This window comes from Verrucosispora sp. FIM060022 (assembly GCF_003977705.1).
Taxonomy (GTDB): Bacteria; Actinomycetota; Actinomycetes; order Mycobacteriales; family Micromonosporaceae; genus Micromonospora; species Micromonospora gifhornensis.
Genome location: NZ_RQIV01000008.1, coordinates 47708 through 66745 on the forward strand (window position 1 = coordinate 47708; position 19038 = coordinate 66745).

The window sequence follows — 19038 nt, forward strand, 5'->3', positions numbered from 1 at the left end:
CTAGCCCTCCCTCTTGCGGGGCAGCGCGGTGATACGTAGATCGGGACCGATCTGCGTAACGTCGGTGATCTCCAGGTCGATGGCCTCGGCGATGGTGGTCACACCGGCGTCGACCAGGGCCGCCGGGCCCGCGCCGAGCAGCCGGGGGGCGAGGTAGCCGACCACCCGGTCGACCAGGCCGGCGGCGAGGAACGCCCCGGCCAGCTTCGGCCCGCCCTCCAGCAGCACGGCCCGTACTCCCTTGGCGTGCAGGGCGGCCAGCAGCGCGTACAGGTCCACCCCGCCGTCCGGGCCGGCGCCCACCTCGGCCGCGGTGGCGATCCAGGTGCGGGCGGCGGCATCGCGAATCTGGGCGTCGAGCGGGGTACGCCCGGCCGAGTCGACCACCACACGCAACGGTTGCCGGATGGCCAGGCTGCCGTCACGCAGGTTGCGCACGGTCAGTCGAGGGTCGTCGGCGAGGACCGTGCCCACCCCGACGATCACCGCGTCGACTGTCGCGCGCAGCGCGTGCACGTCCATCCGGGCCGCCTCGGACGTGATCCACATGCTGGTGCCGTCGGCCGCCGCGGAGCGGCCGTCAAGCGTCGCCGCGTACTTCCAGATCACGTACGGCCAGCCCCGGCGCATCGCGGTCAGCCAGGCGACGTTGCCGTTCTCCGCTTCGGTGGCGCGTACCCCCAGGTCGACCCGGATGCCGGCGGCCCGCAGCGTCGCCGCACCCCCGGCGGCCACCGGGGTGGGGTCCGGCACCGCGATCACCACGCGCGCCACCTGCGCCTGCACCAGGGCGTCGCTGCACGGGCCGGTACGCCCGGTGTGATCGCAGGGCTCCAGGGTGACCACCGCGGTGCCGCCCTTCGCCCGGTGCCCGGCCTGGGCCAGCGCGACGATCTCGGCATGCGGCCCACCGGCGTACGCGTGGAAGCCCTCGCCGACCACCTCGCCGTCGGCGTCGAGCAGCACACACCCGACCACCGGATTGGGACTGGTCGTGCCGAGCCCGCGCGCCGCGAGTTCGATCGCGCGACGCATCGCCTCGTCCACGGAGACGCTCGCCATCGCCTGGCCCCTGCCCTCTCGCTGTCCGGGCGCGGGCGGGGAGGCGACAGGCATGCGGGCGGAATCCGGGAACGGCACAGCCGCCCCGGCAGGGAGGGTGCGCACGCCACGACACGGCGAGCACCGACCCCTTCCGATCCGCGCGCTGTCTCCCATCCGGACTGTCTGGGCGCGGACGGGCCGCACCCAACCGTCGGCCCCGGATTCTCACCAGGTCCACCGGGCGGACGAACCGCTCCCGGGTCGCGGGCTTACCACGGTCGGACCGTGGATCACCGCCGGTTCGGAATTACACCGAGTCCCGCCAGCGCGTGGTGGGTACTGAGGGAAAGTCTTACACGGCGAGTGGGTGGTTTGGCCAGAGCGGCGAGCTACTTCACATGACGCTGATTCGGATCGGAGACGCCGCGCCGACGATCCACCGCCACGTACGAACCGGGCTGGCTCTTGGCCACGCTCTTCATCTCCGAGGCGATGGTCATCGCCTCAAGTGGGCTGGTCAGACGCTTGTCGGCGTCGGAAACGCAGACCCCGATGGACAGCGTCACCAAAGCCGCTTTTCGCATGTTTCCGCGCCGGTCCTTCAGCTCCACATACCCCCGTTCGCGGTCCGTGGGGTCGTACAGCGCGTCCGCCGCCTTCTCGAAATCTGCGGAAACTCGGGACGTCAACGCCAGAACCTGATCCGGGGTACAGACGAACACGAAGTCGTCACCGCCGACGTGACCGAGGAAGGCCGGCGGCGGCGCCACCGAGACCACCGCCTGGTGCAGGGTCCGGGCCAACGCGGCGATGAAGTCGTCGCCGCGGACGAACCCGTACCGGTCGTTGACGCTCTTGAACCGGTCGATGTCGATGTACCCGACCGCGTAGTCGGTGCCGCTGCGGACCCGGTCGGCGATCTCCCGGCGGATGCGGCTGTTGCCCGGCAGCCCGGTCAGCGGGGAGACCTCGCGGAACTCCTTGTTGCGGCGCAACGTCGAGGTGACCCGGGCCAGCAGTTCCAGTGTGTCGAAGGGCTTGACCAGATAGTCGTCCGCGCCCGCGCTGAGCCCGTTGACCTTGTCCTGGGTCATCCCCTTGGCGGTCAACATGATCACCGGCAGGACCGCGGTCATCGGGTCGGCCCGCAGCCGCCGGGTCAGCTCCAGACCGTCGATGCGAGGCATCATCAGGTCCACCACGGCGAGATCCGGACGCTGACGTTCGATCAGCTCCAACGCCTCCTGACCGTCGCTGGCCAGCATGACGTCGAAACCGTGCAGCCGCAGGTTGAACTCGACGAAACGGGCGATGTCCTCGTCGTCGTCGACGACGAGGATCACGTCCCTGCGGTCACCGGCGGCCTCCACCTCACTGCCCGTCGGCCGCGCGCTCCGCCAACTGCCGCAGCCGGCGTACCGCCTCGGCCGGATCGTCGGCGCCGTAGACCGCGGTGCCCGCGACGAACGCGTCGGCACCGGCCGCCGCGGCCTGCTCGATGGTGTCGGCGGCGATCCCCCCGTCGACCTCGATGCGCAGTTCCAGATGGCCGGCGTCCCGGTGCCGGCGGACGGCGCGGACCTTGTCCAGCAGCTGCGGGATGAACCGCTGACCACCGAACCCGGCCTTGATGGTCATCACCAGCAGCGTGTCGAAGTTCGGCAGCAGGTCCAGGTACGGCTCGATCGGGGTGTCCCGGTCGATCGCCAGCCCCGCCTTGGCGCCGGCGGCACGCAGGTCCTTGGCCAGCGCCACCGGATCGTCACACGCCTCGGCGTGGAAGGTGACGTTGTAGGCGCCGGCGTCGGCGTAGCCGGGCGCCCACCGCTGCGGATCCTCGATCATCAGGTGGACGTCGAAGGGGAGTTCGGTGGCGGCGCGCAGGCTCTGCACGACCGGCAACCCGATGGTCAGGTTCGGCACGAAGTGGTTGTCCATCACATCGACGTGCAACCAGTCCGCGGCGTTCTCGACGGCACGGACCTCTTCGGCGAGGCGGGCGAAATCAGCGGCGAGGATGCTCGGCGCGACGATCAGCGGCGGTACGGTCACGCGGCCAGTGTACGAAGGCGGCCACCGACCACCGGCAGCACGGCACCATCTGACGGACACCGCGTGACCCAGAGGTGACCAATGGTGCAGAATGGCACCCGCCGGAGGCGATGGCACGGTGTGCAGGTGGTCCCGACTGGCCAGACGGGGAAATCGCGGCGACACTCCATCCGGGACGGTGACGGTAACGTGCAGGCCGGTTGGCACGGGAGCCGACAGCCGGGCACCGACTCCCGGAAAGGGCGGACGATGCGACGGTGGTTCGCAGCGCTGGCGTTGGCGAGCGCGGCTGCGATTGCACTGAGTGGCTGTGTACGGCAGGGCGCGACGGACGGCGACCTCACCGACGACTGGCCCGCGCTGCGCGTGCCGACGATGTTCGTCCCGGCCACCGACGCCTGCCTGCCGCGGGTCACCGCGATCGTGCAGGCGAGCACCTACGAGACGGTCGACTGCGCGCGCAACCATCTGGCCGAGGCGGTGCACGTCGGCGCGTTCACCGGACGGGCGGCCAACGGTCCTCGACCCGAGCCCGGTTCCGCGGCGCTGCGCACCGCGCGGGCCGAGTGCGACCAGCGGGCCCGGCTGGTGCTCGGCGGCGACTGGCACGTCGCCCGCCTGACCCTGAACATCGCCCTGCCGTCGGTGTCGGCCTGGAACGGCGGCGCGCGCTGGTTCCGCTGCGACCTGAGTGAGACCGACAGCATCGACAACACCCGGCCGGTCAACCGCACCGGCAGCCTGCGCGGGGCGCTGATCGGCGACTCACCGCTGGTGCACCGCTGCTTCGACCCCAAGCTCATCGGCAACAGCCTGAACTACATGGCGCCGGTGCTGTGCACCGAACCGCACGGCGCCGAGTTCGTCGGGGTGTACACCGAGCAGGACATGACCTGGGAGGAGTTCACCAACTCGGCCGGCCAGGCACACCGCCGTTGCATGTCGCTGATCGCCGAGTACGCGGACGTACCCAACAACTCCGACCTGCCCTACCGCGCCGGCTCGATCTTCTACCCGCCGTCGCAGCGCGAGTGGGAGGAGGGCGACCGGGGGGTGCGCTGTCTGTTGTGGAGCGATGATCGCAAGCTCACCGGTTCGATGCGGGGGGTCGGCCCGCAGGGACTCCCCGTGACCTGATCACCGTGCCGTATGCTGCCGCTGCGCGAGCCGGCGGGCGGGGCGAGCGCGGACGGCGGGAGGGCCGACGGGGATGCGACGATGGCTGACCGGAATCGCGCTGGGCACGGTGGTGACGCTGGCGCTGGCCGGCTGCACGAAGCCGGCCGGGATCGACGGCGACCTCAGCGACGACTGGGCACCGATGGCCGCGCCCGCCGTGTTCACCCCTGAGTCGCCGACGTGTCACGCCCAGCCGGAGGCGATCGGCTATGTCCGCGCGTACGCCCCGGTGGACTGCGATCAGCCGCACCGGGCCGAGACCCTGCACGTCGGTACGCTGCCCTCGGCCGACACACCGACGCCACCGGGATACGACAGCGACCCGATGCGTACCGCCTTCGCCGAGTGCGACCGTGAGGTGCGTACGGCCCTGGGGGCCGACTGGCGGAGCGGCCGGATCGGGATGAGCGTCGTCTTCCCCGCACCGGCGGCATGGACCGGCGGAGCACGCTGGTTCCGCTGCGACGTGACCGAAGACCGTGGCCTGGACGCCCCGATCCCGGTAGAACGCACAGCCAGCCTGTCCGGGGCCCTGGCCGGGCCGTCGCCGCTGCGGCATGGTTGCTTCGACGCCAAGACCAGCGACGACGAGGTCACCGAGATGGTCGCCGTGAAGTGCACGGCGCGGCACCGGGCCGAGTTCGTCGGCGTCTGGAAGGCGCCGAACAGCAGCTATCGGGCTTTCCTGGACAACGCCGAGCGGACCCATCGCAACTGCCGCAGCCTGGTCGCGAAGTTCGCCAAGGTGCCGGACGACGACAACGTCCAGTACCGCGTCGGCACCATCTTCTACCACCCCAGCGAGACCGGGTGGCACAGCGGCAACCGGGGCGTGCAGTGCTTCCTGTGGAGCGGCGAGCGCGTCCTCACCCGTTCGATGAAGGGCGCCGGCAGCCGAGCCCTGCCGATCACCTGAGGCGACCGGCCGGGCTCGGCCTCAGCTGCGGCGCAGCACGGCGAGGAACATCGCGTCGGTGCCGTGCCGATGCGGCCACAGCTGCACCGTCGGCCCGTCCCCCAGCCCCGGCATGCCCGCCGGCAACAACGGCCGGGCGTCGACGAAGTCCACCGAGGCGCCGGATCGGCGGGCCGCCTCGGTGACCGTCACATGAGTTTCCACGGTGTGCGGGGAACAGGTCACGTAGGCCACCACGCCACCCGGGCGGACCGCACGGAGCCCTGCGGTGAGCAACTCGCGCTGCAACCGGGTCAACGCCGGCAGGTCCGAGGGCTGACGCCGCCACCGCGACTCCGGACGGCGACGCAGCGAACCCAGACCGGTGCACGGGGCGTCGACCAGCACCCGGTCGAAGTGCCCCTCGGGCAGCTTCGGCTCGGCACCGACCAGCCGCCCGTCGGTGTGCAACACGGTCACCGGCAGGCCACGGGTGGCACCCTCGACCAGGCGCGCCCGATGCTCGGCCACCTCCACCGCGGTCACTCGCGCGTCGCGTTGCGCGGCGAGCGCGCCGAGCAGCCCCGCCTTGCCGCCCGGCCCGGCGCACAGGTCGAGCCAGCGGCCGTCCGGGCCGTCGATCGGCGCCACCGCCAGAGCGTTGGCGACGAGCTGGGAACCCTCGTCCTGGACGTGGGCGCGCCCGTCGGCCACCGCCGCCACGTCGCCGGGTGCACCGCCACCGAGATAGACGGCGTACGGCGAGAAGGCGCCGGGCGCGCCACCGGAGGCGTCGGCGAGCTCGACCGGGTCGGCGAGACCCGGGCGGGCGCACAGGTGCACCGGTGGGCGTTCGTTGTCCTCGATCAGCAGCCGGGTGGTCTCGCCGAGGTCGCCGTCGAGCGCCTCGGAGAACGCCCGGACGATCCACTGTGGATGACTGTGGGCGAGAGCCAGGTGACCGATCGGGTCGGTCTCCATCGACGGGGCGAGGCGGGACACCCACGTGTCCAGGTCACACGCGGCGACCTCGCGCAGCACCGCGTTGGCGAAACCGGTGGCGCCCTGACCGACCATCCGGACCAGGTCGACGGTCGAGGAGACCGCCGCGTGCGCCGGCACCCGGGTGTGCAGCAGCTGGTACGCGCCGATGCGCAGCGCGTCGCGGACCGGCGGGTCGATGCGCTGCACGTCCCGACCGGCGGCCGAGGTGAGAATCGCGTCGAGGGTGCCGGAGTGCCGCAGCGTGCCGTAGGTCAGCTCGGTGGCGAAGGCGGCATCGCGCCCGAACAGCCCCTCCTCGCGCAGGATCGACGGCAGCACCAGATTGGCGTACGCGTCGTCCCGGTTGACCGCGGCCACGGCCTGGTACGCGGCGTACCGGGGGCGGTCCACCGTCGGACGCGCAGGGCGTGCGCCCCGACGGTCCGTTCCCCCGCGGGGCGCGGTGTCCCTCACGCCAGTTCCTCCCCAGCACTGACCCGAACGCCGCGCGCCCAGTCGGTCGCCGGCATGGCCCGCTTGCCTGCCGCCCGCACCTCGCCGAGGCGAACCGGGACGGTGGCCGTGCCGACCAGCACCCGCGACTTCTCCACCTTCAGCTCCCCGGGCTTGAGGGCGTCGGCGTCCGGTGCCGCGACGACCGGTCCCAACTTCACCCGCTCGCCCCGGAACGTCGTCCACGGCCCGGGCGCGGGGGTGCAGGCACGGATCCGACGGTCGACCGCGAAGGCGGGGTCGGACCAGCGGACCCGAGCATCCTCCACGGTCAGCTTCGGTGCCAGGGTCACCCCGTCGGCGGGCTGCGGCTCGGCGCGGGCGGTGCCGTCGGCCAACGCGTCCAGCACCGCCACCAGCAGCCCGGCGCCGGACTGCGCCAGGCGCTCCAGCAGGTCACCGGAGGTGTCAGCGGGCCGGATCTCGTCGGTCAGCGTGCCGTAGACCGGACCGGTGTCCAGCCCTTCCTCCAACTGGAAGACGCTGGCACCGGTGAGTTCGTCGCCGTGCAGCACCGCGTGCTGCACGGGTGCGGCACCGCGCCAGGCGGGCAGCAGCGAAAAGTGCAGGTTCACCCAGCCCAGTCGGGGAATCTCCAGCGCGGCCGGCGGCACCAGCGCGCCGTAGGCCACCACCGGCACGCAGTCCGGGGCGAGGTCGCGCAGCCGCTCCAGGAACTCCGGCTCACGCGGACGGGCCGGGGTGAGCACCTCGACGCCGTGCTCGTCGGCCCAGGCACCCACGGGGGAACGAACCAGGCCACGGCCGCGACCGGCCGGCGCGTCGGGGCGGGTCACCACGGCGATCAGCTCGTGCCGGGACTCGGCGACGGCGGCGAGGGCGGGTACGGCCACGGCCGGGGTTCCGGCGAAGATCACACGCATCCCGGTCACCGCCCCAGACCGAAGGGGCTGCCGGCGGCGTGCGGGCTCACCTTGACCGTGGGCGGGGCGCCGTCGTCGTACCACTCGGCCTGGCGGATCGCCTTCATCGCCTCCTTGCGACCGGCCGGGTCCAGCCGGTCGATGAACAGCACACCGTCGAGGTGGTCGGTCTCGTGCTGCACGCAGCGGGCCATCAGGCCGGTGCCGACGATCTGCAGCGGGTCGCCGTAGCCGTTGAAGCCCTTGGCGATCACGTTCTGCCGGCGCTTGGTGTCGAAGTACATCCCGGGGATGGACAGGCAGCCCTCCGGGCCGTCCTGCTCCTCGGCGTCGGGAAACTCCAGCACCGGGTTCACCAGGTGACCCACCACGTCATCGACGTCGAAGGTGAACACCCGCAGGCCCACACCGAGCTGTGGCGCGGCGAGCCCCGCCCCGGCGCTGTCACGCATGGTGTCGGTCAGGTCGGCGATGAGCTTGCGCAGCTCCACGTCGAAATCGACAACCGGATCGGCCGGCGTGCGCAGCACCGGATCGCCGAACAGACGGATGGGCTGGACGGTCACGCGGGTTGACTCCTTAACGGGCGGGCGGTGGTGCCGTACCAGTCTACGGAGTGTCCGGGGTCGCCCCGACCGGCGCACCATGATCGGCGACCGGGGCCAGCTCACCCACGGTGACCGGCAGCGTCTCGTACCCGCGCAGGGTCAGCCGCGACCGGCGCCGGGGCGTACCCGACAACGCCAGCGCGGGCAGCCGGCGCAGCAGCCGGGTGAAGGCAACCTGCCCCTCCAACCGGGCCAACCCGGCCCCCAGACAGTAGTGCGGGCCGGCCCCGAAGGACAACGGGCTCAGCAGCGCCCGCCACGGGTCGAAGCGGGCCGGGTCGGGGTAGCGCCGGGCATCGCGGTTGGCCGCCCCGAGCAGCAGCAGCACCCAACTGCCGGCCGGCAGCTCCACCCCACCGGCGCGCAGCGTCTCGCTGCTGGTACGGCTGGTCAGTTGCACGGGCGAGTCGTAGCGGAGCAGTTCGTCGACGTACGCCGGGGCGTGCTCCGGGTGGCGTCGCAGCACGTCGGCGGCGCCGCGATGGGCCAGCAGCACCGCCAGACCGTTGCCCAGCAAATTGGTGGTGGTCTCGAAGCCCGCGACGAGCAGAACCACGAGGTTGGCCAGCAGCTCGTCGCCGGTGAGCCGGTCACCGGCGTCGTGCGCCTGCACCAGAGCGGTGGTCAGGTCGTCGGCCGGCCTGCGTCGACGCGCCGCCACCAGCTCGGTGAAGTAGCCGACCAGCTCGGTGGCACCCGCGTCGGCGACCACCAGTTCGTCCCAGGTGATCTCGGGTTCCAGGACGCCGGTCAGATCGGCCGCCCACCGCCGGAACAGCGGACGGTCGGCGGCGGGTACCCCGAGCAGCGCGCAGATCACCGCCACCGGCAGCGGATAGGCGAAGTCGGCCATGAAGTCGACGGGTCGGCCGCCACGGCCGGCCGACGCCATCGCCTCGATCAACTCGTCGGCCTGGGCGGCCACCACGTCCCGCATGGCCGCGATCCGGCGTGGGGTGAAGGCCCCGGCGGCGAGTCGGCGCATCCGGCTGTGATCCGGCGGGTTGGTCTCCAGCATCGACCGGGCGATCGTGGACAGGGCCGGGCTGTCGCGCCACTGCGGCAGCATCATGTCGCGCCACTTGTCGTCGGAGACCCGCATCCGGGGGTCCCGCAGGAGTTCGTCGACCTCGGGATAGCCGGTGACCGCGTACACGCCCGGACCGGTCTGGACCACCGGCCCGTGGGCACGCAGCCGCTCGTACGCCGGATAGGGGTCGAGGCGTCCCTCGGGCGACATGAGGGTGGCGAAGGTCTCCGCAGGGTCCATGGCTGGCCTCCCGGTGTGCCGGAAGGCTTCATCATGCCCACCGCACGCCACCCGGCGCGCACCGCGCCGGGTGATCTATCAGCGCGCCGCCCGAATGGTCAGCACGCCGGCCCAGTGGTCAGCCGAGGCCGCCGGGCTCCCCGGCCAGCACCGCGTCCCCGGCGAGCAGGGCGTGCTCGGGCAGCGGCAGACGGATGTCGTGGGCCGCCTCCCAGTCGTGGATCAGGCTGGGGCGGGCCTGGGCGGCGAAGAAGTCGACCGCGCTCGTGGTGCCCACCACCGGCTCGTCGACCTCGGCGACCAGCCGGCCGGGCACCAGCCGGAAGCCGTTGCGCAGGGCGGCGCTGAGCCGACGGTGCCCGTTGATCACGAAGAAGTACTCGCCGGTGTAGCCCAGCTCCAGCGGCTCCAGCCCCGTCTCGCCGGCCTCGGCCACCGCCCCGACGTCCGTCGAGTCCCACAGGCCACGCAGACCGGCGACGTCCTCGGTCGGGTAGACCCGCGCCGGGTCGAGCAGCAGCAGCGGCGGCGCGGTGCGCAGCACCTCGGGGGCGAGCCGACCCTCGTACACGTCGACGATGCGCTCGATCACCTCGTCGGCGGGGGCCCGGGTGGTGTCGCAGACCAGGTCGTAGTTACGCAGCCGGGCCTTGTCCACGCCGTAGCGGACCAGGAACCGACCCCGCTCGCTCTCGCTGCGTTCCCGGAGCTTGGCCTTGGCCTCCTCCAGCGAGGTGTAGCTCTCCGCCGGCCCGGAGGGGCGCAGCAGCACCCGGCGGGCCGCCTCACCCGGCTCGGTGATCATGTGCACCTTGAGCGCGTCGGTGAAGAAGTGCCAGGCCAACCGCGAGTCCATGACGAGGCTCTCACCGGAGGCGGCGATGTCGCGCTGGAGCTGGTCGACATAGCCGTCGACGGCCTGGTCCAGCTCGGCGTGCAGGTTGAGCTGGAGCGCGGTCATCTGACGCTCCTGGGCCATCTGCCGGTAGAGGTCGCCGACGCTGACCCGGCGCAACCCCAACCGCTTGGCGATCTCCACCGACACGGTGCTCTTGCCGCTACCGAGGTCACCGTTGAAGACGATCGACTGACGAACGGTCACGACTGGCCCACCCCTGATAACCGGCTGATTTGGAAGCATCGATATCGCGCCGGACCGACGCGGTCGCGCCGCCCTGCGACAACCCCTACCCTTGCGCGCCTGCCGCCGCGCCGTGACCTGGAGCTGTCGTCCGCCCCGGCATGACGGGCGACTCTATCACCTTCGGTACGGCGGCCCCGAAGACACGACCACCGACGCGCGCCATCGACACGCACGGCAATGACACCCTCACATATGGCAGATAATTGCCGTGTCGGCCGCCACACAAACCTGAACGCACGGACGGCGCAGGGCGTGGGCGGGTGGCGTCAGAACATCGCGAGCGGGTCGACCTGCAGGCGTACCGGATCGGCCGCCTTCCGGGCGCTGCGCACCCCGGCCGCCGCGTGCAACGCCTCGGCCAGCGCCGCCGCCCGCGCCCGGGGCACCCGGACGAGCATCCGCTCCCGGTCACCGTCGGCAGGCACCGGACCGAGCAACTGCGCCTCCTCGGGCAGGCGCGCCTGCGCCAACAGGTCGGCCACGGCATCCGGGGCACCGGTCAGGCTGGCCATCCGCACGGCCGGCGGAAAGCCGAGTTCCCGCCGCTCGGCCAGCTCGCGGGCGGCGAACCAGGCGGGATCCCAGCGCAGCAGCGCCTGCACGGGGGCGAGCGCGCCATCGGCCACCACCACGACCCGACCCCCGTCGGCGGCCGGCCTGGCCAACGCGGCCGCCGCCGCCCACCGCCGCAGCGCCTCCTCCCCCGCGCGCAGGTCGGCTCGGGTGAGCAGGGCCCAGGTGTCCAGCAGCAGCACCGCCCCGTAGCCACCCTCGGCGACCGGCTCGGCACCCGGGGTGGCGATCACCAGTCCGGCGCCGCCGGGAACGTCCGCCAGCACCTCCTCCCGTCCGGAGGTGCGCACCGGCACGCCGGGAAAGGCCCGCCCCAGTTCCTCGGCGGTCCGTCGGGCCCCGGTGACCGAGGCCCGCAGCCGCCGCCCACCGCAGTGCGGGCAGGCGTACGCGGCCGCCACCCGTCCGCACCAACGACAGGCCGGAGTCCCCCCGGCGGACGGCAGCGCCAACGGCCCGGCGCAGTGCACACAACGTGCCGGGGTACGACAGTCGTCACAGGCCACCGACGGCAGGTAACCGCGTCGGGGCACCTGCACCAGCACCGGAGACTCCGCCCGCAGCGCCTCCCGGGCAGCGGTCCAGGCCAGGCTGGGCAGCCGGGCGGTCGCCGCCGCCGGATCACGGGCCAGCTGAGGGTCGTCACCGGTCGGCGCCACCGCCGGGGCACGGGCCCGCAGCACCTCCCGGGCCGCCACCACCTCGCGGGCCCACCCGGTCTCCACCAGCAGTTGCGCCTCGGCGGTGCGGGCGTAGCCGCCGACCAGTGCCGCGGCCTCGTCGAGCTGGGCGCGGGTGAGCAACACCTCACGAGCGTGCGGGTACGGTGCCCGCGGCTCGGCGTGCAGGTCGTCGCCGTCGTCCCAGATCGCCACCAGGCCCAGCCGGGCCACCGGGGCGAACATCGCGGCCCGGGTGCCGATGACCACCGGCGCATCGTGGTGGCGGGCGGTGAGGAAGGCGCGATAGCGGCGGGCCGGACCGAGCGCGGCGGAGAGGCAGACGTGCCGGTCCGGCCCGAGGGTCGCGGTCAACGCGGCGTCCAGCCGATCCAGGTCCCGACCGTCGGGGACCACGACCAGCGCGCCCCGGCCGGCGGCCACGGTCGCGGCGACCGCGGTGGCGTACCTCGCCGCCCAGTCCTCGCCCGGCAATGCCGACCAGACGGCCCGGGCCGGGCGACCGTCCGCGAGGGCCCGCAGCAGCGCCGGCCCGGCCGGGTAGTCCCGCCAGCCGCCCGGCTCGACGGGTCCGACCGGTCCATCGGCCGCGACGGCCGGCATCGGCGGCCCGACGGAAGTGGAAACGGCTCCGGTGGAAGCGGAAACCGGTCCGGTGGGCGGGGTGGGCGGCGCGGTGGCGTCGGTGCGGGGAAGGAACTCCTTCTCCACCCGCGCGTGCCGGGGTGGGATCGCCAGACGCAGCACGTCGGCGAGGCTGCCGGCGTACCGGTCGGCGACCGCGCGGGCCAGCCGGAGCACCTCCGGGGCGAGCACCGGCACCGGCGAAACCACCTTCTCCAGGTACGCCAGCCGGGGATGATCGGAGTGGTCGAGGCGTTCCAGCAGCCAGCCGTCGACCTGCTGGCCGGCGAAGCGCACCTTCACCCGTACGCCGGGCCGCGCGTCCTCGCCCAGCCCGTGCGACACCAGGTAGTCGAAGGGGCGATCCAGGTGGGGCAGCGGCACGTCGACGCAGACACGAGCGACCGGCGACCCGTCCACGGGCCGCCGGTCGTCTCGCCTGGTGCCGGTCAGGCTCCCGCGGCCGACTTGAGGTCGGCGGCCCGGTCGGTGCTCTCCCAGGTCAGCTCCGGCAGTTCCCGGCCGAAGTGACCGTAGGCGGCGGTCTGCGCGTAGATCGGGCGCAGCAGGTGCAGGTCCCGGATGATGGCGGCCGGACGCAGGTCGAAGACCTCGGTCACCGCCTTCTCGATCGAGGCCACCGGCACGGTCTCGGTGCCGAACGTCTCGATGAACAGGCTCACCGGGTGCGCCTTGCCGATGGCGTAGGCGACCTGCGCCTCGCACCGCTCGGCCAGGCCGGCGGCGACCACGTTCTTGGCCACCCACCGCATCGCGTACGCGGCCGAGCGGTCGACCTTCGACGGGTCCTTGCCCGAGAAGGCGCCACCGCCGTGGCGGGCGTAACCGCCGTAGGTGTCCACGATGATCTTCCGGCCGGTCAGGCCGGCGTCGCCCATCGGGCCACCGATCTCGAAGCGCCCGGTCGGGTTGACCAGCAGCCGGTAGCCGTCGGTGTCCAGGCCGAGGCTCTCCAGCTCCGGGGCGATGACGTGGTCACGCACGTCCGGCGTGAGCAGCGACTCCAGCGAGATGTCCGCGGCGTGCTGGCTGGAGACGACGACGGTGTTGAGGCGTACCGGCCGCAGCCCTTCGTACTCGATGGTGACCTGGGTCTTGCCGTCGGGCCGCAGGTAGGGGACGGTGCCGTCCTTGCGGACCGCGGCGAGGCGACGCGCCAGCCGGTGCGCCAGGGCGATCGGCAGCGGCATCAGCTCGGGCGTCTCGGAGCAGGCGAAGCCGAACATCATGCCCTGGTCGCCGGCGCCCTGCGCGTCGAGCGCGCTCTCCGACGCGCCGGTACGCAGCTCGAAGGCGTTGTCGACACCCTGGGCGATGTCCGGTGACTGGGAGCCGATGGAGACGCTGACACCGCACGAGGCGCCGTCGAAGCCCTTCTTCGACGAGTCGTAGCCGATGCCGAGGATGGTTTCCCGCACGATCGTGGGGATGTCGGCGTAGGCCTTGGTGGTCACCTCGCCAGCGACATGCACCTGACCCGTGGTGATCAGGGTCTCCACCGCCACCCGGCTGTGCGGGTCCTGGCTGAGGAGGGCGTCGAGGATGCCGTCGCTGATCTGGTCGGCAATCTTGTCCGGGTGGCCTTCCGTGACCGATTCGGACGTAAATAGGCGGCGTGTCACGGCACTCCTAAGTCAGTGGATGTCGTTCGGCGGCAGTGTAGTCACCAACAGGTACGGGTACGTCGATGGTCGTCTAGCGGTCCACCCGTAAGGAGGAGCCGCCGCCCAGCCTAACGACGACCTGGTCCCACACCTGGTCGGCGAGATCCTCCTTGGACTGTTCGGCCAGCCGGGTGACCGAACCGTCCACGTCGATCACGGTGGCCGCGTTCGTGTCGGCACCGAAGACCTTGTCCGGCCCGACCTCGTTGATGACGATGAGGTCGGCCCGTTTCCGGGCGAGCTTGGCCCGACCGTTGGCCTCGGCGTCGCCGGTCTCGGCGGCGAAGACCACCAGCACCTGCTCCGGCCGCCGCCGCTGACCCAGCTCGGCGGCGATGTCCGGGTTGGTCACCAGTTCGATGGTGGGCGCCACCCCGTCGTCCGTCTTCTTGATTTTGCCGGATGCGTAGGTCGCCGGCCGGAAGTCGGCCGGCGCCGCCGCCATCACCACCGCGTCGGCCTCGACCGCGGCCTTCAGGGTGGCGTCCCGCAGCTCGGCGGTGGTGCCCACCCGGATCAGGTCGACCCCGGCCGGATCGGGCAGCGACACGTTGGCCGAGATCAACGTGACCCGGGCGCCGCGGGCCACCGCGGCGCGGGCGAAGGCGTAGCCCTGTTTGCCGGAGGACCGGTTACCCAGGAAGCGCACCGGGTCCAGCGGCTCCCGGGTGCCCCCGGCGGTGACCACCACGTGCCGGCCGGTCAGGTCGGCCGGGGCGGCGACACCCCGGGCCAGGGTCCGGCGGGCGACCGCGAAGATCTCCGCCGGGTCGGGCAGCCGACCCTTGCCGGTGTCGGCCCCGGTGAGCCGTCCCACCGCGGGCTCGATGACCCGCACCCCTCGACGTCGTAGCGTCGCCACGTTGTCGACGGTGGCGGGATGCTCCCACATCTCGGTGTGCATGGCCGGTGCCAGCACCACCGGGCAGCGGGCCGTGAGCAGGGTGTTGGTGAGTAGGTCGTCGGCGATGCCCTGGGCGGCCTTGGCCAGCAGGTCGGCGGTGGTGGGTGCGACCACCACCAGGTCCGCCTGCTGGCCGAGACGTACGTGCGGCACCTCGTGCACGTCGGACCAGACGTCCTCGGCGACCGGTTGCCCGGAGAGCGCGGCCCAGGTCGGCGCGCCGACGAACCGGAGCGCGGCGGCGGTCGGTACGACCCGGACCTGGTGGCCCGACTCGGTGAACAGTCGGAGCAGTTCACACGCCTTGTACGCAGCGATCCCGCCGCCGACCCCGAGGATGATCCGGGCGTTCATCGAACGTGGAACGGTTACGGCTGGTCGGTCGGTTCAGCGGTGAGCAGACCCGCGTTGATCTCACGCATCGCGATGGAGAGCGGCTTCTCCTGAGGGGTGGTCTCGACCAGCGGGCCGACGTACTCGAGCAGACCCTCGCCGAGCTGGCTGTAGTAGGCGTTGACCTGACGCGCACGCTTGGCCGCGAAGATGACCAGAGCGTACTTCGACGTCGTCTTCTCCAGGAGCTCATCGATCGGCGGGTTGGTGATGCCTTCTGGGTTGGCGATGGATCCCACGGATAAACCTCTGCGTCTTTCGCACGGACCGCGCGAACGCGGTGCCGGCGCTCAACCGCGCAGGCGCGGCCGGGCCGGAGCCAGGAAGGAAGAACCGATGAATCCTACCAGTTCGTCCACGACCTGCTCAGTGCGGTCGTACGAGACGGCGTGGTCGAAGGCCGTCGTCACGGTCGGAACCGGCATCCGACCGGGTGGGTGAAGCAACACCAGGCGGGCCTGCGGCCAGGCGGCCCGCACCAGCAGCGCCCCGTCGAGGTCCAGGGGCAACAGGACCGGCACGCCGGCGGCGATGCGGCTGCGCAACGGGGCGATCTCGGTGCCCCGGCGGTGCGCACCGAACCGGCTCCACTCCAACAGGTCACCGGCGGCCAGGCGCCGCTCGAACTGCTCAGGGGTCAGGAAGTGGCGATCGACCCCGTCCAGCTCGCCCTCACGTCGGGGGCGGGTGGTGACCGGAATCGGCCGCCACACGGACGGAGAACGCGCCCGGACCAACTCGACGACACTCTCCCTACCGGCACCGGATGGGCCAGCCAGGACAGTGAGCCGAGCCGCCGGGCGCGTCTCGTCATCCAAGCTCACTGCTTGTTTCTACACGCAGCCACACTCAGTTGGCGGCGAACTCCCCAAGCAGGGCCTTGCGCTGCTGCTCGCCGAGGCCACGCAGGCGACGGCTGTCGGCGATCTTGAGCTTCTCCATGATCTGGGTGGCCCGGATCTTGCCGATGCCCGGCATCGCCTGCAGCACGGCCGACACCTTGAGCTTGCCGACGACGTCGTCGGACTCGGCCCGTTCGAGAACGGCTCCGAGGGTGGTCTTGCCCTGCTTGAGCTGCTCCTTCAGCTCGGCACGGGCTTTGCGGATCTCCGCAGCCTTCTCCAGCGCGGCTGCGCGCTGCTCGGGGGTCAGTGACGGGAGCGGCACCAGTTCTCCTCAGGTCCCTATCGCGACGGGCGGGACGCACCGCCGCATCTGTGAAACGTGGTGTCGCTGTGAACCCAGGGGTTCCCAGCGCCGGGAAAACTAGCGGTCAACGGAGCTTTCGGCAACGTGGGCGCGCGATGATCACCACAAAGTGACCGAGCCATCAGTCAGTCATGACAGCTTGAGCGCGGCCCGGCAGTCGACTACCGCCCGGTCGGCTGCGGCCCGCAGAGCCTCCGGGTCTGGGCCCGCTCCCAACACCTCTCGGGAGTACGAAGGCAGCACGGCGGGCAGGCTCGAGCCGAACACGACGCGGAGATCCGCCGCCGTGGCACCCTGCGCGCCGAGGCCCGGCGCGAGCAACGGACCGTTCATCGCCGACAGGTCGCAGCCGGTCTCGCCGACCGTCGCCCCGACCACCGCACCGATGCTGCCGAGCGGCTCCGCACCGACGTTGAGCTGCGAAATCTCGTCAATCACGGTCTGCGCGACGGTGCGTCCGTCGGCGGTCGTGGCCCGCTGGACCGAGGCGCCCTCGGGGTTGGAGGTGAGCGCCAGAACGAAGACCCCGCCGCCGTGTTCGGCGGCCAGTTCGAACATGGGGGCCAACGATCCGACCCCCAGGAATGGGCTTGCCGTGATCGCGTCGACATGCATGGGGCTGGATGGGTTGAGGTACGCCGACGCGTACGCCTGGACCGTCGAGCCGATGTCGCCACGCTTGACGTCGAGCAGAACGAGCGCGCCGCGCTCACGCAACTGTCGGATAGTTGACTCAAGCACCGCCACCCCGTGGGACCCGAATCGCTCGAAGAACGCCGACTGCGGCTTGACCACCGCAACCCGGTCACCGAGGGCGTCGACGACCGTCCCGGCGAAGTGACTGAGCCCGTCCACGTCGTCGGCCAGACCCCACCGGGCCAGCAGTGCCGGGTGCGGATCGATGCCGACGCAGAGCGGGCCGCGCTCGCCAACGGCCCGATGCAGCCGGGCGCCAAAGCTCTCCATCCGTGCCTTCCTCTCAGTGCTCAATCTGCCCTGTCCGACTACTCAAACTCGGCTTCTGCGGGCTACCGGTTACTCAGGCGACCCGGGCGGCCGCGCCGATAGCCGCCGCGATCCGGGCCAGGTCAGCGTCGTCGGTGACGTACGGCGGCATCGTGTAGATCAAATCCCGGAACGGGCGCAGCCACACCCCCTGGCCCACCGCGGCGGCGGTGGCGGCCGCCATGTCGACCTCGTGGTCGAGTTGCACCACGCCGATGCCGCCGAGGACCCGGACATCGGCCACGCCCGGCAGGCCGCGCAACGGCTCCAGGCCGGCCCGCAGATGGCGCTGGAGCCTCGCCACCTGCCCGGCCCAGTCGCCCGCCCGCAGCAGCCCCAACGACGCGTTGGCGACCGCACAGGCGAGCGGATTACCCATGAACGTCGGGCCGTGTGCCAGCACCCCACCCGTACGGATGCCCGCCGCCACCTCGGGGGTGCACAGCGCGGCGGCGAGGGTCAGGTAGCCGCCGGTGAGGGCCTTGCCCACACACATCACGTCCGGGACGACCCCCGCGTGCTCGGCGGCGAACATCGTCCCGGTACGCCCGAACCCGGTGGCGATCTCGTCGAAGATCAGCAACACCCCGTGCGCCCGGGTCACCTCGCGCAGCACCCTCAGGTAGTGGGGGTGGTGGAACCGCATGCCACCGGCGCCCTGCACCACCGGCTCGACGATCACCGCGGCCAACTCGTCGGCGTGCCGCTGCACCGCGTCGACGAGCGCCGCCTCGTACGCCGGGTCGGGGGGTGTGTCGAAGCCGCCCGGCGGCACCGGCGCGAAGACCTGCCGGGGCAGCACGTCGCCCCAGAGATGGTGCATGCCGCCCTCGGGGTCGCAGATGCTCATCGGGTGGAACGTGTCCCCGTGGTAGCCACCGCGCCAGGTGCCCAGCCGCCGCCGCTGCGGCCGGCCGGTGGCCCGCTGGTACTGCAGGCACATCTTGATCGCGACCTCGACGCTGACCGAGCCCGAGTCGGCCAGGAACACGTGCTCCAGCCCGTCGGGGGCCAACTCGACAAGCGTGCGGGCCAACTCGACGGCCGGGGCGTGGGTCAACCCGCCGAACATGACGTGGCTCATCCGGCCCAGCTGGTCGGTCACCGCCGCGTCCAGCACCGGATGCCGGTAGCCGTGGATCGCCGCCCACCACGACGACATCCCGTCGACCAGCTCACGCCCGTCGGCCAGCCGCAGCCGCACCCCCTCGGCCGCCTCCACCAGATACGGCGGCACAGCCGGCGGCAGGGTCGCGTACGGATGCCAGACGTGCGCGGCGTCGGCGGCGAGCAGCTCCTGCGGAGTCACCCGGTCTCCCCTCCGGCACCTGGTCGTCGGTGCCGCGAACGGCCCGCGCCCGGCACCCGTCGCTCGTACACCTCGGCCCCTTT

Annotated in this window: 18 protein-coding genes and 1 riboswitch; of the genes, 2 read left to right on the top strand and 16 right to left on the bottom strand. The window is 72.1% G+C overall.

Annotated features, from left to right (window positions below; genetic code table 11):
* The 3 genes from ribD to rpe form a co-directional block, all read right to left on the bottom strand.
* Nucleotides 1–1062, bottom strand: coding sequence for a bifunctional diaminohydroxyphosphoribosylaminopyrimidine deaminase/5-amino-6-(5-phosphoribosylamino)uracil reductase RibD (ribD, locus tag EG812_RS20805; RefSeq protein WP_126712531.1), 1062 nt, complete (start codon nt 1060–1062; stop codon nt 1–3).
* 140 nt (nt 1063–1202) lie between these two features.
* Nucleotides 1203–1375: riboswitch (FMN riboswitch) on the bottom strand.
* Nucleotides 1376–1433: 58 nt separating this feature from the next.
* Nucleotides 1434–2414 carry a GGDEF domain-containing response regulator gene (locus EG812_RS20810; protein ID WP_013732795.1) on the bottom strand — a complete coding sequence of 327 codons (981 nt, stop codon included), beginning with the start codon at nt 2412–2414 and terminating at the stop codon, nt 1434–1436.
* 1 nt (nt 2415) lies between these two features.
* Nucleotides 2416–3096, bottom strand: coding sequence for a ribulose-phosphate 3-epimerase (rpe, locus tag EG812_RS20815; protein ID WP_013732794.1), 681 nt, complete (start codon nt 3094–3096; stop codon nt 2416–2418).
* 249 nt (nt 3097–3345) lie between these two features.
* Between rpe and EG812_RS20820 the strand changes: the two genes are divergently transcribed.
* Both EG812_RS20820 and EG812_RS20825 read left to right on the top strand, forming a co-directional pair.
* Nucleotides 3346–4233 carry a septum formation family protein gene (locus EG812_RS20820; protein WP_013732793.1) on the top strand — a complete coding sequence of 296 codons (888 nt, stop codon included), beginning with the start codon at nt 3346–3348 and terminating at the stop codon, nt 4231–4233.
* Between the two features lie 73 nt (nt 4234–4306).
* Nucleotides 4307–5191, top strand: a complete 885-nt coding sequence (locus EG812_RS20825) for a septum formation family protein (protein ID WP_102658447.1) — start codon at nt 4307–4309, stop codon at nt 5189–5191.
* Nucleotides 5192–5212: 21 nt separating this feature from the next.
* On the opposite strand, the gene EG812_RS20830 is transcribed toward EG812_RS20825, so the two are convergent.
* From EG812_RS20830 to EG812_RS20890, 13 genes are all read right to left on the bottom strand, one after another.
* The gene (locus EG812_RS20830; protein ID WP_126712532.1) at nt 5213–6565 is read right to left on the bottom strand and encodes an RsmB/NOP family class I SAM-dependent RNA methyltransferase; all 1353 of its coding nucleotides are present in this window, start codon (nt 6563–6565) and stop codon (nt 5213–5215) included.
* Between the two features lie 59 nt (nt 6566–6624).
* Entirely contained in the window at nt 6625–7551 is a 927-nt protein-coding gene (gene fmt, locus EG812_RS20835) for a methionyl-tRNA formyltransferase (protein ID WP_013732790.1), read from the bottom strand.
* A 5-nt stretch (nt 7552–7556) separates the two neighbouring features.
* Entirely contained in the window at nt 7557–8117 is a 561-nt protein-coding gene (gene def, locus EG812_RS20840) for a peptide deformylase (protein ID WP_013732789.1), read from the bottom strand.
* Between the two features lie 43 nt (nt 8118–8160).
* Nucleotides 8161–9429, bottom strand: a complete 1269-nt coding sequence (locus EG812_RS20845; protein ID WP_013732788.1) for a cytochrome P450 — start codon at nt 9427–9429, stop codon at nt 8161–8163.
* A 118-nt stretch (nt 9430–9547) separates the two neighbouring features.
* Entirely contained in the window at nt 9548–10531 is a 984-nt protein-coding gene (locus EG812_RS20850; protein ID WP_013732787.1) for an AAA family ATPase, read from the bottom strand.
* 308 nt (nt 10532–10839) lie between these two features.
* Nucleotides 10840–12870 carry a primosomal protein N' gene (locus tag EG812_RS20855; protein WP_158632528.1) on the bottom strand — a complete coding sequence of 677 codons (2031 nt, stop codon included), beginning with the start codon at nt 12868–12870 and terminating at the stop codon, nt 10840–10842.
* A gap of 29 nt (nt 12871–12899) precedes the next feature.
* Nucleotides 12900–14093 carry a methionine adenosyltransferase gene (metK, locus tag EG812_RS20860; protein ID WP_013732785.1) on the bottom strand — a complete coding sequence of 398 codons (1194 nt, stop codon included), beginning with the start codon at nt 14091–14093 and terminating at the stop codon, nt 12900–12902.
* A gap of 73 nt (nt 14094–14166) precedes the next feature.
* The gene (gene coaBC / locus EG812_RS20865) at nt 14167–15393 is read right to left on the bottom strand and encodes a bifunctional phosphopantothenoylcysteine decarboxylase/phosphopantothenate--cysteine ligase CoaBC (protein WP_126712533.1); all 1227 of its coding nucleotides are present in this window, start codon (nt 15391–15393) and stop codon (nt 14167–14169) included.
* A 14-nt stretch (nt 15394–15407) separates the two neighbouring features.
* Nucleotides 15408–15671, bottom strand: coding sequence for a DNA-directed RNA polymerase subunit omega (gene rpoZ / locus EG812_RS20870; protein ID WP_007075826.1), 264 nt, complete (start codon nt 15669–15671; stop codon nt 15408–15410).
* A gap of 51 nt (nt 15672–15722) precedes the next feature.
* Nucleotides 15723–16256, bottom strand: coding sequence for a nucleoside/nucleotide kinase family protein (locus tag EG812_RS20875; RefSeq protein WP_043720334.1), 534 nt, complete (start codon nt 16254–16256; stop codon nt 15723–15725).
* Between the two features lie 25 nt (nt 16257–16281).
* A complete protein-coding gene (gene mihF / locus EG812_RS20880; RefSeq protein ID WP_007458370.1) occupies nt 16282–16599 on the bottom strand; it encodes an integration host factor, actinobacterial type in 318 nt (105 codons plus the stop codon).
* Between the two features lie 171 nt (nt 16600–16770).
* Nucleotides 16771–17607 (bottom strand): orotidine-5'-phosphate decarboxylase, encoded by an 837-nt coding sequence (pyrF, locus tag EG812_RS20885; RefSeq protein ID WP_126712534.1) that lies wholly within the window; start codon nt 17605–17607, stop codon nt 16771–16773.
* 73 nt (nt 17608–17680) lie between these two features.
* Nucleotides 17681–18955 (bottom strand): adenosylmethionine--8-amino-7-oxononanoate transaminase, encoded by a 1275-nt coding sequence (locus EG812_RS20890; RefSeq protein WP_013732781.1) that lies wholly within the window; start codon nt 18953–18955, stop codon nt 17681–17683.
* Nucleotides 18956–19038: the final 83 nt, after the last annotated feature.